Genomic DNA, 14,243 nt, shown 5'->3' with positions numbered 1-14,243 from the left:
CCTCTGTCGGCGGGCGTCGCCCCTGCATAGGGTGAAGGGGTGACACAGCCCGCAGCGCCTGCCTACCTCCGCTTTCCGCACCCGCACGGCGAGTTGGTCGCCTTCACCGCCGAGGACGACGTGTGGCTCGCCCCGCTCGACGGCGGCCGGGCCTGGCGGGTCAGCGCCGACAACGTGCCGGTGAACCACCCGCGCGTCTCGCCCGACGGCACGACGGTCGCCTGGACGTCCACGCGCGACGGCGCCCCCGAGGTGCACATCGCCCCCGTCGACGGCGGACCCGCCAAGCGCCTCACGCACTGGGGCAGCCCGAAGACCCAGGTGCGCGGCTGGACCCCGCAGGGCCAGGTCCTCGCCGTCAGCGCCTACGGGCAGGCCAGCCTGCGCCGCAGCTGGGCCCGCGCCGTCCCGCTCGACGGCGGACCCGCCGCCACCCTGCCGTACGGGCCCGTCGGCGACGTCGCGTACGGGCCGCGCACCGTGCTGCTGTCCGCGCCGATGGGCCGCGAGGCCGCCTGGTGGAAGCGCTACCGGGGCGGCACCGCGGGCAAGCTGTGGATCGACGCCGAGGACGACGGCGAGTTCGTACGGCTGCACGGCGACCTCGACGGCAACGTCGAGTACCCCTTCTGGGTCGGCGACCGCATCGCGTTCCTCTGTGACCACGAGGGCACCGGCGCCCTCTACTCCTCCCTCGCCGACGGCTCCGACCTGCGCCGGCACACCCCCCTCGGGGGCACCTCCCGCTCGGGCGAGGCCGAGAGCGGGGGAGGCTTCTACGCCCGGCACGCCGCGACCGACGGCACCCGCGTCGTCTACTCCAGCGCCGGTGAACTGTGGACGCTGGACGACCTGGACGGCGCCGAGCCGCGCCGGCTCGACATCCGGCTCGGCGGCGCCCGCGTCGACCTCCAGGCGTACCCGGTGAACGCCGCCCGCTGGTTCGGCTCCGCGTCACCCGACCACACGGCGCGCGGCAGCGCCGTCGCCGTACGCGGCGGCGTGCACTGGGTCACCCACCGCGCCGGACCGGCCCGCGCGCTGGCCGCGCAACCCGGCGTACGGGCCCGGCTGCCGCGCACCTTCCGCGCCGACGGCGAGGAGTGGGTGGTGTGGGTGACGGACGCGGAGGGCGACGACGCCCTGGAGTTCGCGCCCGCCACCGGACTGGCGCCCGGCGCCACCGCGCGGCGCCTCGCCGCCGGACAGCTCGGCCGGGTGCTGGGCCTCGCCATGGCACCGGACGGCAGCCGCGCCGCCGTCGCCTCGCACGACGGACGGGTCCTGCTCGTCGAGCGGGAGACGGGCGAGGTCCGCGAGGTGGACCGCAGCGAGGACGGGGACGCCTCCGGACTGGTCTTCTCACCCGACTCCGCCTGGCTCGCCTGGTCCCACCCGGGGCCGAGCCCGCTGCGTCAGCTCAAGCTCGCAGGCACCACCGACCTGTCGGTGAGCGAGGCGACCCCGCTGCGCTTCAAGGACTACTCGCCGGCCTTCACCCTGGACGGCAAGCACCTCGCCTTCCTCTCCACCCGCTCCTTCGACCCGGTCTACGACGAGCACGTCTTCGACCTGGCCTTCGTCGAGGGCGCCCGCCCGTACCTGATCACGCTCGCCGCGACCACCCCGTCGCCCTTCGGCCCGCAGCGCCACGGCCGCCCCTTCGAGACCCCGGACCGGGACGAGACCCCCGACAGCGAGGGCACCCCGACCACCCGGATCGACATCGAGGGCCTCGCCGACCGCATCGTGCCGTTCCCCGTGGAGGCCGCCCGCTACTCCCGGCTGCGCGCCGCCAAGGACGGCGTCCTGTGGCTGCGCCACCCGGTCACCGGCGTCCTCGGCGCCTCCCGCGCCCACCCGGACGATCCCGACCCGCACACCGAGCTGGAGCGCTACGACCTCGCCCAGCAGCGCGTCGAGCACCTCGCCGCCGACGCCGACCACTTCGAGGTCAGCGGCGACGGCAAGCGGGTGCTGCTGTGGACCGACGGACGCCTCAAGGTCGTCCCCAGCGACCGGCGGGCCTCCGGCGACGAGGACAGCGACACCAACATCACCGTCGACCTGAGCCGCGTGCGGCAGACCGTCGACCCGGCCGCCGAGTGGCGGCAGATGTACGACGAGACGGGCCGCGTCATGCGGGACCACTTCTGGCGGCCCGACATGAACGGCGTCGACTGGGACGGCGTCCTCGACCGCTACCGCCCCGTCCTCGACCGCCTCGCCACCCACGACGACCTGGTCGACCTCCTGTGGGAGGTGCACGGCGAACTCGGCACCTCGCACGCCTACGTCACCCCGCGCGGCGGCCACGGCTCGGGCGCCCGGCAGGGCCTGCTCGGCGCCGACCTCTCCCGGCACGAGGACGGCACCTGGCGCGTCGACCGCGTCCTGCCCTCGGAGACGTCCGATCCCGACGCCCGTTCCCCGCTCGCCGCGCCCGGTGTCGCCGTGCGCGCCGGGGACGCGGTCGTCGCCGTCGCCGGACAGTCCGTCGACCCGGTCACCGGCCCCGGCCCGCTGCTGGTCGGCACGGCGGGCAAGCCGGTCGAGCTGACCATCGCCCCGACCGGCGGCGGCGAACTGCGGCACGCCGTCGTCGTCCCCCTCGCCGACGAGGAACCCCTGCGCTACCACGCCTGGGTCGCCGACCGTCGCGCCTACGTGCACGAGAAGTCCGGCGGCCGGCTCGGCTACCTCCACGTCCCCGACATGCAGGCCCCCGGCTGGGCCCAGATCCACCGCGACCTGCGGATCGAGGTGGCCCGGGAGGGCCTGGTCGTCGACGTGCGGGAGAACCGCGGCGGGCACACCTCCCAACTGGTCGTCGAGAAACTCGCCCGGCGGATCGTCGGCTGGGACCTGCCGCGCGGTATGCGGCCGTCCAGCTACCCGCTGGACGCGCCCCGCGGGCCGGTCGTCGCCGTCGCCAACGAGTTCTCCGGTTCCGACGGCGACATCGTCAACGCCGCGATCAAGGCGCTCGGTATCGGCCCGGTCGTCGGCACCCGCACCTGGGGCGGCGTCATCGGCATCGACAGCCGTTACCGCCTGGTCGACGGCACGCTGATCACCCAGCCCAAGTACGCCTTCTGGCTGGAGGGCCACGGCTGGGGCGTGGAGAACCACGGCGTCGACCCGGACGTGGAGGTCCCGCAGCGCCCTCAGGACCACGCGGCGGGCCGCGACCCCCAGCTGGACGAGGCGGTCAGGCTGGCCCTGGCGGCGCTGGAGGAGACCCCGGCGAAGACACCGCCGTCGCTTCCGTAGCCGCCGCGGCGGTGACCGGAGCGCGCGGTGCGCCCCGCACCGGCCCGGATACGATGCCGTAGAAGATCACCGGCGTGAGGAGACCCCCCATGACAGGGGAACCACAGGACGACTGCCTGTTCTGCAAGATCGTCGCAGGTCAGATCCCCGCGACGATCGTCCGCGAGACGGACACGACCATCGCGTTCCGGGACATCAACCCCCAGGCGCCCACCCACGTCCTGGTGATCCCCAAGGCGCACTACCGGGACGCCGCCGCCCTCGCCGCCGGCGCCCCGGAACTGGCCGCGGACGTGTTGCGCGAGACCCAGGCGGTCGCCGACCAGGAGAAGCTGGACAGCTACCGCACCATCTTCAACACCGGCAGCGGCGCCGGCCAGACCGTCTGGCACACCCACGCCCACGTCCTCGGCGGCCGCGGCCTCGAATGGCCCCCCGGATAACCGACGATGTCCGTACGCGAACTGGTGGTCCTCGGCACCGCCAGCCAGGTCCCGACCCGGCACCGCAACCACAACGGCTACCTGCTGCGCTGGGACGGCGAGGGCATCCTGTTCGACCCCGGCGAGGGCACACAGCGCCAGATGCTGCGGGCCGGGGTCGCCGCCCACGACCTGAACCGGATCTGCGTCACCCACTTCCACGGCGACCACAGCCTGGGCCTGGCAGGCGTCATCCAGCGGATCAACCTCGATCAGGTGCCGCACGAGGTCACCGCCCACTACCCGCGCTCCGGGCAGCGCTTCTTCGACCGCCTGCGGTACGCCACCGCCTACCGCGAGACGGTCGCCCTCACCGAGGCACCGGTCGCCGCGGACGGAACCCTGGCGGTCACCCCCGCCTACACCCTCGACGCCCGCCGGCTCTCCCACCCCGTCGAGTCGTACGGCTACCGCCTCACCGAGCCCGACGGCCGCCGCATGCTGCCCGAGCGCCTGGCCGCGCACGGCATCAAGGGCCCCGACGTGGGCCGCATCCAGCGCGACGGCTCGCTGAACGGCGTCCCCCTCGACGAGGTCAGCGAGATCCGCCGCGGGCAGCGGTTCGCGTTCGTCATGGACACCCGGCTCTGCGAGGGCGTGCACGCGCTCGCCGAGGGCTGCGACCTGCTGGTCATCGAGTCCACCTTCCTCGACGAGGACGAGGCCCTCGCCACCGACCACGGGCACCTCACCGCCGGCCAGGCCGCGCGGGCCGCCCGGGACGCGGGCGTACGGCACCTGGTCCTCACCCACTTCAGCCAGCGCTACTCGGACCCGGAGGAGTTCGAACGGCAGGCGCGGGCGGCGGGCTACGAGGGTGAGCTGACCGTGGCCCACGACCTACTGAGAGTCCCGGTTCCGAAACGTCGGTAAAACGGCCGTACGATTCTCTGATGCCCCTGCCCAAAGCTGAACTGCACCTCCACATCGAAGGCACCCTGGAGCCCGAGCTGGCCTTCGAGCTGGCCGCCCGCAACGGCGTGTCCCTGCCGTACGCGGACACGGACGCGCTGCGCGAGGCGTACCGGTTCGCGGACCTCCAGTCCTTCCTGAACCTGTACTACGAGCTCATGGCCGTTCTGCGCACCGAGCGGGACTTCGAGGACCTCGCGAACGCCTACCTCGCCCGCGCCGCCGCGCAGGGCGTGCGGCACGCGGAGATCTTCTTCGACCCGCAGGCGCACCTCGCCCGGGGCGTGGAGATGGGCACGGTCGTGGAGGGGCTGTGGCGGGCGCTCGGCCGCAGCCAGGAGCAGCACGGCGTCTCCACGCGCCTGATCATGTGCTTCCTGCGCGACGAGTCCGCCGAGTCGGCGCTGGAGACCCTGGAAGCCGCCAAGCCCCACCTCGACCGGATCACCGGCGTCGGCCTGGACTCCGCCGAGGTCGGCCACCCGCCGGTCAAGTTCCGCGAGGTGTACGAGGCCGCCGCCGCCCTCGGTCTGCGCAGGGTCGCGCACGCGGGCGAGGAAGGGCCGCCGGAGTACGTCACCGAGGCCCTGGACGTCCTCGGCGTCGAGCGGATCGACCACGGCCTGCGCTCGGTGGAGGACCCGGCACTGGTCGAACGGCTGGTGCGTGAGCGCGTCCCGCTGACCCTGTGCCCGCTGTCCAACGTCCGGCTGCGCACGGTCGACACCCTCGCCGACCACCCGCTGCCCGCGATGCTCGACGCGGGCCTCATGTGCACGGTCAACTCCGACGACCCCGCCTACTTCGGCGGCTACGCGGGCGACAACTTCGACGCCGTGCGCGAGGCCCTCGGCCTCACCGGGGAGCGGCTGCGGGAGCTGGCCCGCAACTCCTTCCTCGCCTCCTTCCTGGAGGACGACGAGGAACTGCGGGCGCGGTACCTCGCCGAGGTGGAGGCGTACGAGTTCCCCTCCGCGTGACTGAGCCCTTCCCCGCGTGACTCAGCCCGTTCCGGACCCCGGTGTGGCCGCCGCCTGCCGGGGTCCCGCCGTGTCGTAGGCGCGCCGGACGGCGACGGCCGGCGTGTCCACGGCGATCTCCACGACCGGCTGCTCCGTGGCGCCGACCTCGGGCACGGCACCGCTGGGCGTGCCGGTGGCGGCGGCGACCAGGGCGGCCGGGGTGCCACCGCGGCGCCGGATCGCGCCGGGCAGCAGCGGACGCCCGCCGGTGTGCAGGGCGACGGCGGTCATCGGCGCGGCGACCAGCAGCAGACCGGCGCCGAGGACCAGGCCCATGACCGGATAGCCGGCCTGCGCCGACAGCGCGGTCCCGGTCAGCGGCCCGGCCGCCGTGCCCAGCGAGGACGCCGACCCGACGAGCACCGCCCAGCGGCCGCGCGGGTCGAGGGAGGCGGCGAGGCCGATCAGGTACGACAGGACCACCGGGTACAGCGTGTTCCAGGCGATCTCCCCGGCCGCGAAGGTCGTGGGGGTGGTCGCGGACGCGGTCAGGGCGATGCAGCCGGCGATGACCACGGTCCCGGCCCCGATGGGCATCGCACGCCCCAGCCGCGGCCCGAGCGCACCCGCCACCAGCACGCCCACCAGTCCCGCGCCCAGCGCGGCGGCGAGGACGGCTCCGAGGGCGGCGTCGCCCAGGTGGGCCTGCGTCAGTCCGATCCGCCCGCTGACGCCCCACAGGGAGTTCTGCGCGAGGGACCAGCACAGCACGGCGACGGCGAGGACCAGCCCGGAGCGGCGACGGGGGAGCGTGACGGTGGTGCCGGTGCCGTGCCCGGCCGCCGGCGTGGCCCTCCCGCCCGGAGCCCTCCCGCCCGGCAGCCGGCCGGTCAGCGGCCACACCGCGAGAGCGGTCAGGGCGATGGCGGCCAGCGGCAGCCCGTGCGCCCGTCCGAGGTGCGGCACCGTCAGGTACACCGCGCCGGCCAGCGCGGACACGCTCAGCAGGCCCAGCGTGGAGGCTCGGTGCGGATCGTTCCCCGGGGCTCGAGCACCCTCGCGCGGGGGGACCCCCAAGGCGGCGATCAGGGTGGCGGCGACCGTGGTGGCCGTACCGGAGCCGAAGCCGCCCACGACCGCGCCGGCGACGACGGCCGGCACGGCGGTGGTGAGCGAGGCGGCGCCGTAGCCGAGGACGGCCAGGGCGAGGCCGAACCGGGCCAGCGCGCGGGCGCCGAACCGCTGCACCCGGGAGGCGAGCAGGAAGCCCGCGGTCGCCGAACTCAGCAGCAGCGCACTGCCGACGGCACCCGCCTGAGTGGTGGTCAGCGCGAGGCCGGTGTCGAGTCTGCCCACGGTGGTGGGCAGCAGATACGGAGGAAGGTAACCGGCCGTGAAAAGGGCGACGAGGGGCCAGGGGGCGGTACGGGGGGCGAACACGGGCGTTCCCAGGGCATGCGAAAGGAGGGTGGGGAGAAGAGGGGGCGACGACCGTCGACGGACAGGCACGCGCGGGCAATTTGTATCAAGCGCGGGGAACAGCGAAACAGGCGAGGGGGTGTGATCTGGATCACATAGGCGTTTGGGGGCTTCGGGTCCGGGTAGCCGAGTGCGCTACCTCCAGTGAACCGACCCGCCTCCGGCCGGAATCGTGGCCTCCATCTTGGCCCTGATATCCCGCATCACCGCGACGATCCGCGCCTCGTGATCGGGCGTCAGCCGGGCCACCGGCACCGAGCAGCTGATCGCGTCCAGGGCCGGGACCTCGTACCGCAGCGCGAAGCCGAAGCCGACGATTCCCGTCACGCCCTCCTCGCGGTCGACGGAGTAACCGCGCTCCCGGGTCCGGGCCAGGTCGGCGGCCAGGGCCTCCTTGCTGGTGTACGTGTTCGGGGTGAGCGCCTCGTACGGCCCCTCGGGCAGCTCCGCGTCCGGCCGCTGGGCCAGCAGCGCCTTGCCCAGCGCGCCCACGTGGGCGGGCAGCCGGCGCCCCACCCTGCTGATCGTGCGCAGGTACTCGTGCGACTCCCGCGTCGCCAGGTAGGCCACGTCGTGCCCGTCCAGCCGCCCCAGGTGGATCGTCTCGCCCAACGCCTGGGACGCCTCGTCGAGATACGGCCGCGCCACCCGCACGCGCGGGTCGGAGTCGAGGTAGCTGGTGCCGGTGAGCAGGGCGTGGATGCCGATGCCGTACAGCGAGCCGGTGACGTCGGTGCGGACCCAGCCGCGTGAGATCAGGGTCTGGAGCAGCGCGTACATGGAGCTGCGCGGCACCTCCAGCTCGTCCGCAAGCTCCTGGAGCCGCGCCGGACGGTCCCCGCGGGCGGCCAGTACCTCCAGCAGTTCCACCGTGCGCGCCGCGGACTTGACCTCACGGACGCCGGCCGCCGCGCCCCCTGTCTCCGACATGTGCCGATCGTAGACGGATGCCGCCGACCCATTGACGCCACCCGGTCACCTATCTAATCTCCATCTCCATACGTGGATGTCATCTATATACGGAGACAGAGGGAGTCAGAAGGATGACGATCGTGGAATCCGATACCGACGCCGCCCGGACGGCTGTGGTCCGGCGGCTGCGGGAGGGTATGGCGTCGGGCGTGCTGTCCTTCCCGCTGACCAGCTTCCGTGACGACGGGTCCCTGGACCCCGACGGCTACCGGGCCTACGTCGCCGAACGGCTCGCCGCCGGCCCCGGCGCCCTCTTCCCCGCGTGCGGCACCGGCGAGTTCTTCTCCCTGGACGAGGACGAGTACCGCAGGGTCGTCACCATCGCCGTCGAGGAGACCGCCGGGCGCGTGCCCGTCGTCGCCGGCACCGGGTACGGCTGGGCGCAGGCGGTACGGTTCGCGCGCATCGCCGAGGACGCCGGCGCCGACGCCCTCCTCGTCATGCCGCACTACCTCACCACCGCCCCGCAGGAGGGCCTGGTCGCCCAGCTGGAGCGGATCGCCGCCGGCACCCGCCTCCCGCTGATCGCCTACCAGCGCGGCCAGGTCACCTACACCGCCGAGTCCCTGAGGCACATCGCCGGCATCCCCGGCGTGATCGGCCTCAAGGACGGCCACAGCGACCTGGACCGCCTCCAGCGCATGGTCCTCGCCGCCCCCGAGGACTTCCTGTTCTTCAACGGCGCCGCGACCGCCGAGGTCCAGGCCCGCGCCTACGCCGCCGTCGGCGTCCCCGCCTACTCCTCCGCCGTGCACGCCTTCGCGCCCGAGATCGCGGGCGCCTTCCTCGCCGCACTGCGGGACGGCGACACCGGCACCGTCGACAGGCTGCTGCGCGACTTCTACGTCCCCTTCGTCGAACTGCGCGACCGCGTCCCCGGATACGCCGTGTCCCTCGTGAAGGCGGCGGCGGGGCTGCGCGGCTGCCCGGTCGGCCCCGTCCGCGCCCCGCTCACCGCTCCCTCCGCCACCGACCTGGCCGAACTCGAAACCCTGCTCACCGCCGGACTCGACCTCGTAGGAGCCGCCCTGTGACCCGCGACCTCACCATCACGGCCGTCCGCCTGACGCCGATCCTGGTCGCCGACCCGCCCCTGCTCAACACGCAGGGCGTCCACCAGCCGTACACCCCCCGCCTGATCGTCGAGGTCGAGACCGCCGACGGCGTCACCGGCGTCGGCGAGACCTACGGCGACGCCAAGTACCTGGAGCTGGCCCGCCCCTTCGCCGAGAAGCTGGTCGGCCGCCGGGTATGCGACCTCAACGGCCTGTTCCCGGCCGCCGACGAGGTGGCCGTCGACGCCGCCCGGGTCTCGGGCCAGGTGGACGTCGGCGGACTGCGCGGCGTCCAGACCGCCGACAAGCTGCGCCTGTCCGTCGTGTCCGGCTTCGAGGTCGCCTGCCTCGACGCCCTGGGCAAGGCGCTCGGCCTGCCCGTGCACGCCCTGCTGGGCGGCAAGGTGCGCGACGCCGTGGAGTACAGCGCGTACCTCTTCTACAAGTGGGCCGGCCACCCGGCGGGCGTGGCCGCGGAGAAGGACGACTGGGGCGCCGCCGTCGACCCGGCCGGGGTCGTCGCACAGGCCCGTACCTTCACCGAGCGCTACGGCTTCACCTCCTTCAAGCTCAAGGGCGGCGTCTTCCCGCCCGACGAGGAGATCGCCGCGATCAGGGCCCTCGCCGAGGCCTTCCCCGGCCACCCCCTGCGCCTGGACCCCAACGGGGCCTGGTCCGTGGAGACCTCGCTGAAGGTCGCCGACGAGCTCGGGGACGTCCTGGAGTACCTGGAGGACCCCGCGCTCGGCACCCCGGCCATGGCCGAGGTCGCCGCGAGGACCGGGGTGCCGCTCGCGACCAACATGTGCGTGACGACGTTCGCCGAGATCCAGGAGGCGTTCACCAAGGGCGCCGTGCAGGTCGTGCTCTCCGACCACCACTACTGGGGCGGACTGCGCAACACCCAGCGACTCGCCGCCGTCTGCCGGACCTTCGGCGTCGGCATCTCCATGCACTCCAACACCCACCTGGGCATCAGCCTGGCCGCCATGACCCACGTGGCGGCCACCGTCCCCGACCTCCACCACGCCTGCGACTCCCACTACCCCTGGCAGTCCGAGGACGTGCTCACCGAACGGCTCACCTTCCACGGCGGCAAGGTGGCCGTCTCCGACGCGCCCGGCCTCGGCGTCGAACTCGACCGCGACCGCCTCGAGTTCCTCCACCGCCGCTGGCTCGACGACGACGGCACGCTCCGCGACCGCGACGACGCGGCCGCCATGCGGGTCGCCGACCCCGAGTGGGTCACCCCGTCCGTCCCCCGTTGGTGAACCGCCCGCTTCCCCCCACCCCTGCCACGACCGGAGCCGCTCGTGTCCGCAGTGCCCCCAGTCCCCGAAGCGCAGCGCCCACCCGCCGTCCAGTCCGCCATCCGGAAGATCTTCCGCCGCGTGGTCCCCCTGTTCTTCGTCATGTTCGTGGCGAACTACATGGACCGCGTCAACCTGGGCTTCGCCCAGGACGAACTCCGCGCCGACGTGGGGCTGTCGGCCGCCGCGTTCGGACTCGGCGCGGGCATCTTCTTCATCGCGTACGCCATCTTCGAAGTCCCCTCCAACATCCTGATGGAGCGGTTCGGGCCCAAGGTGTGGCTCACCCGCATCATGATCAGCTGGGGCGTCGTCGCCACCGCGATGGCCTTCGTCAACAGCGTGGAGATGTTCTACGCCCTGCGCTTCCTGCTCGGCGTCGCCGAGGCCGGCTTCTTCCCGGCCGTCATCTACTACTTCAGCCGCTGGCTGCCCGACTCCCACCGGGGCCGCGCCACGTCGATCTTCCTGATGGGCTCCGGCACCGCGACCGTCATCGTCGGCCCGGTCTCCGGGGCGCTGATGGAGATGCACGGCATCTGGGGCCACTCGGGCTGGCAGTGGATGTTCTTCATCGAAGGCGTCTTCTCCGTCGTCCTCGGCTTCGTCGTCTACCGCTTCCTCGACTCCGGCATCGAGCAGGCGACCTGGCTCACCGACGAGGAGAAGACCGGCCTCGTCGCGGTGATCGACGCCGAGCAGGACGCGCGGGACGCGCGGCGCGGCACCGGGGCGGCCGAGGTCTCCCGGTGGAAACTCCTCGCCGACCCGCAGATGCTGCTCTTCCTGTGGATCTACTTCGCCATCAACGTGGCCCTGTACGCGGTGACGTTCTGGCTGCCGTCCATCGTGGACGACATCGGCGGAGTGAGTGACTTCCAGGTGGGGTTGCTGACCGCCGTGCCGTGGCTGTGCGCGCTGGTCGCCCTGTTCGTCAGCGGGCGGATCTCCGACCGGATCGGCAAGCGCCGGCCCGTGCTGGTGATCCTGCTCCTCCTCGGCGGCTGCGGCACCCTGCTGGCCGTGTTCGTCTCGCCCTGGGCCGGTCTGGGAGCGCTGTGCCTGGCCGCGATGGGCTTCAAGCCGGCATCCCCCATTTTCTGGACCATCCCGCAGAGCTATCTCGACGCCCGGGCCGCCGCACCCGGCATCGCGCTGATCAACTCCATCGGCAACCTCGGCGGGTTCGTCGCCCCGACTGCCTTCGGGATCATCGAGGACACCACCGGATCGACCAAGGGCGGCCTGGTCGGCCTCACCGTCGTCGGCTTCCTGGCCGCGCTGAGCGTGCTGCTGGTGCGCGGCGGCGGACGCAACGACCGGGTCCGTACACGCCCGGCGAAGGCACCCGTGCCCACCGCCCCGGAGACCACCCCGGGCGCCGCCCGGACCGCGCGGCCGGGACCGGCCACCGCCTGACACCTCCGGCGCCTGACACCCCCGGCGCGAACGCCGCCGCACTGTCGGCGGCGTGGTGCACACTGGCGGGGTCCGCACCATGCCAGGGAGCGCACCGTGTCAGCCTCCACCACGTCCACCGTCTCCACCGCGTCCGACGTACCGGCCACGCCCGTCATGCCGGCCGACGAGAGAACACACCGCCACGTCCCGGACGAGGCATCGCACCACCAACCCCGGGTCGACCCCCTCGCCGCCCTGCGCACACCGCAGGACCCGCCCTGGGACGTGTACCTGACCGGCACCGTCTTCCTCGACGTCGTCTTCACCGGGCTCGACTCCGCCCCGGTGCGCGGGACCGAGTCCTGGGCACGCGGGATGGGGTCGAGCCCGGGCGGCGTGGCGAACATGGCGACCGCGCTGGCCCGCCTGGGTCTGCGCACCTCGCTGGCGGCGGCCTTCGGCGACGACCACTACGGCGACTACTGCTGGGACGTCCTCGCCCAGGGCGAGGGCATCGACCTGACCCCCTCGCGCACCGTGCCCGGCTGGCACTCGCCGGTGACGGTCTCGATGGCGTACGAGGGGGAGCGCACGATGGTCTCCCACGGGCACGAGCCGCCGCCGGAGGAACCCACCCCCGACTGCCCGCCCCGCGCCCGCGCCGCCGTCGCCTCGCTCACACCCGGTGTCCGCGCCCCCTGGATCGCCCAGGCAGCGGCGCGCGGCACCCGTGTCTTCGCCGACGTCGGCTGGGACGAGACCGGCGCCTGGGACCTGGCCGGGCTGCCCGACCTCGCGCACTGCGAGGCCTTCCTGCCGAACGCGGCGGAGGCGATGCGCTACACGGGAGCCACCTGCCCCCGCGCCGCGGCGCACGCCCTGACCGAGCACGTGCCGCTCGCCGTGGTCACGCTCGGCGCGGACGGCGCGTACGCGGTGGACCGGCGTACGGGGGAGAGCGCCGAGGTCCCGGCCATCGAGGTCGAGGCCCTGGACCCGACCGGCGCCGGGGACGTCTTCGTCGCCGGGTTCGTCACCGGAACCCTGGCCGGCTGGCCGCTGGCCGACCGCCTCGCCTTCGCGGGCCTCACCGCCGCCCTCTCCGTCCAGGAGTTCGGCGGCTCGCTGTCGGCGCCCGGCTGGTGCGAGATCGCGACCTGGTGGCGCAAGGTCCAGTCGGTCGAGAGCCAGGACCCGACGGCCCTCAGCCGCTACGCGTTCCTGGCGGACCTGGTCCCGGACGACCTGCCCGGCTCGTGGCCCCTGCGCCGCGCGGTCCCGACCATCGGCTTCCGCCCCCCGACCTGACCGCCCACGCCGCCGCGAAGGCGCCCGGGGCGGGTCAGAAGCCGAGCCGTCGGAGCTGCTTCGGGTCGCGCTGCCAGTCCTTGGCGACCTTGACGTGCAGGTCCAGGAAGACCGGGGTCCCGAGCAGCGCCTCGATCTGCTTGCGGGACTTGATGCCGACGTCCTTCAGGCGCTTGCCCTTGGGGCCGATGATGATGCCCTTCTGGCTGGGACGCTCGATGTAGACGTTGGCGTGGATGTCCAGGAGCGGCTTGTCGGCGGGGCGGTCCTCGCGCGGGAGCATCTCCTCCACGACCACCGCGATGGAGTGCGGCAGCTCGTCCCGTACGCCCTCCAGCGCGGCCTCCCGGATCAGCTCGGCGACCATGACCTGCTCGGGCTCGTCGGTCAGGTCGCCCTCGGGGTAGAGCGCGGGACCCTCGGGCAGCAGCGGGGTCAGCAGGTCCGCGAGCAGGTCCACCTGCTGGTTCCCGGTGGCCGACACCGGGACGATCTCCGCCCAGGTGATCCCCAGTTCCTGGCCGAGCTGATCGATCGCGATCAGCTGCTCAGCCAGTGTCTTGGAGTCCACCAGGTCGGTCTTGGTGACGATCGCGACCTTCGGGGTCTTCTTGATCCCGGCCAGTTCCTTGGCGATGAAGCGGTCGCCGGGGCCCAGCTTCTCGTTCGCCGGCAGGCAGAACCCGATGACGTCCACCTCGGCCCACGTCGTCCGCACGACGTCGTTGAGCCGCTCGCCCAGCAGTGTGCGCGGCTTGTGCAGCCCCGGGGTGTCCACCAGGATCAGCTGCGCCTCCGGGCGGTGCACGATGCCCCGCACGGTGTGCCGGGTGGTCTGCGGACGGTTCGAGGTGATCGCCACCTTCTGCCCGACCAGAGCGTTCGTGAGGGTGGACTTGCCCGCGTTGGGGCGGCCCACGAAGCAGGCGAAGCCGGCCCTGTGGACAGCCTCGGCCGGCTCTTCGGATGACTGGGTACGAACGCTCATGGCGCCCATTGTCCCTGATCCCCGGAGCGTCGCCGTACCACGGTCGCCGATGCCCGCGCGGCCCGCGCCCGGGGGGAGGGAGACGACCGGGCCCCGGCCCC

Annotated in this window: 11 protein-coding genes; 8 read left to right on the top strand and 3 right to left on the bottom strand. The window is 73.3% G+C overall.

Features of this window, described 5'->3' with window-relative positions; translation table 11 throughout:
• Window positions 1-39: 39 nt before the first annotated feature.
• The 4 genes from ACH4F2_RS00865 (at window position 40) to ACH4F2_RS00850 (ending at window position 5,647) form a co-directional block, all read left to right on the top strand.
• Window positions 40-3,273, top strand: a complete 3,234-nt coding sequence (locus ACH4F2_RS00865) for a S41 family peptidase (RefSeq protein WP_398130536.1) — start codon at window positions 40-42, stop codon at window positions 3,271-3,273.
• Between the two features lie 89 nt (window positions 3,274-3,362).
• Complete coding sequence (locus tag ACH4F2_RS00860) at window positions 3,363-3,716, top strand: histidine triad nucleotide-binding protein (RefSeq protein WP_398130535.1); 354 nt, start codon at window positions 3,363-3,365, stop codon at window positions 3,714-3,716.
• Window positions 3,717-3,722: 6 nt separating this feature from the next.
• Window positions 3,723-4,628, top strand: a complete 906-nt coding sequence (locus ACH4F2_RS00855) for a ribonuclease Z (RefSeq protein ID WP_398130534.1) — start codon at window positions 3,723-3,725, stop codon at window positions 4,626-4,628.
• 20 nt (window positions 4,629-4,648) lie between these two features.
• Window positions 4,649-5,647: an adenosine deaminase gene (locus tag ACH4F2_RS00850; protein WP_398130533.1), complete on the top strand. Its 999-nt coding sequence runs from the start codon at window positions 4,649-4,651 to the stop codon at window positions 5,645-5,647.
• A 21-nt stretch (window positions 5,648-5,668) separates the two neighbouring features.
• On the opposite strand, the gene ACH4F2_RS00845 is transcribed toward ACH4F2_RS00850, so the two are convergent.
• The gene (locus ACH4F2_RS00845) at window positions 5,669-7,069 is read right to left on the bottom strand and encodes an MFS transporter (protein ID WP_398130532.1); all 1,401 of its coding nucleotides are present in this window, start codon (window positions 7,067-7,069) and stop codon (window positions 5,669-5,671) included.
• A 174-nt stretch (window positions 7,070-7,243) separates the two neighbouring features.
• On the bottom strand, window positions 7,244-8,038 hold the full coding sequence (locus ACH4F2_RS00840; protein WP_398130531.1) for an IclR family transcriptional regulator: 795 nt from the start codon (window positions 8,036-8,038) through the stop codon (window positions 7,244-7,246).
• A 113-nt stretch (window positions 8,039-8,151) separates the two neighbouring features.
• Here ACH4F2_RS00840 and ACH4F2_RS00835 point away from each other — a divergent pair, with 113 nt between their 5' ends.
• From ACH4F2_RS00835 to ACH4F2_RS00820, 4 genes are all read left to right on the top strand, one after another.
• On the top strand, window positions 8,152-9,114 hold the full coding sequence (locus ACH4F2_RS00835; RefSeq protein ID WP_398130530.1) for a 5-dehydro-4-deoxyglucarate dehydratase: 963 nt from the start codon (window positions 8,152-8,154) through the stop codon (window positions 9,112-9,114).
• Entirely contained in the window at window positions 9,111-10,406 is a 1,296-nt protein-coding gene (locus ACH4F2_RS00830) for a glucarate dehydratase family protein (protein WP_398130529.1), read from the top strand. The genes ACH4F2_RS00835 and ACH4F2_RS00830 overlap by 4 nt, the downstream gene beginning before the upstream one ends.
• A gap of 141 nt (window positions 10,407-10,547) precedes the next feature.
• Window positions 10,548-11,864: an MFS transporter gene (locus ACH4F2_RS00825; protein WP_398130887.1), complete on the top strand. Its 1,317-nt coding sequence runs from the start codon at window positions 10,548-10,550 to the stop codon at window positions 11,862-11,864.
• A 156-nt stretch (window positions 11,865-12,020) separates the two neighbouring features.
• Window positions 12,021-13,154, top strand: a complete 1,134-nt coding sequence (locus tag ACH4F2_RS00820) for a carbohydrate kinase family protein (protein WP_398130886.1) — start codon at window positions 12,021-12,023, stop codon at window positions 13,152-13,154.
• Window positions 13,155-13,188: 34 nt separating this feature from the next.
• Here ACH4F2_RS00820 and era read toward each other — a convergent pair whose 3' ends face one another.
• Window positions 13,189-14,142: a GTPase Era gene (gene era, locus ACH4F2_RS00815; protein ID WP_361728896.1), complete on the bottom strand. Its 954-nt coding sequence runs from the start codon at window positions 14,140-14,142 to the stop codon at window positions 13,189-13,191.
• Between the last annotated feature and the right edge of the window lie 101 nt (window positions 14,143-14,243).

This window comes from Streptomyces sp. NPDC017890 (assembly GCF_044328675.1).
Lineage (GTDB): Bacteria > Actinomycetota > Actinomycetes > Streptomycetales > Streptomycetaceae > Streptomyces.
Note: the sequence above shows the minus strand (reverse complement) of the source record. Positions and strands in the feature narration are given on the sequence as shown.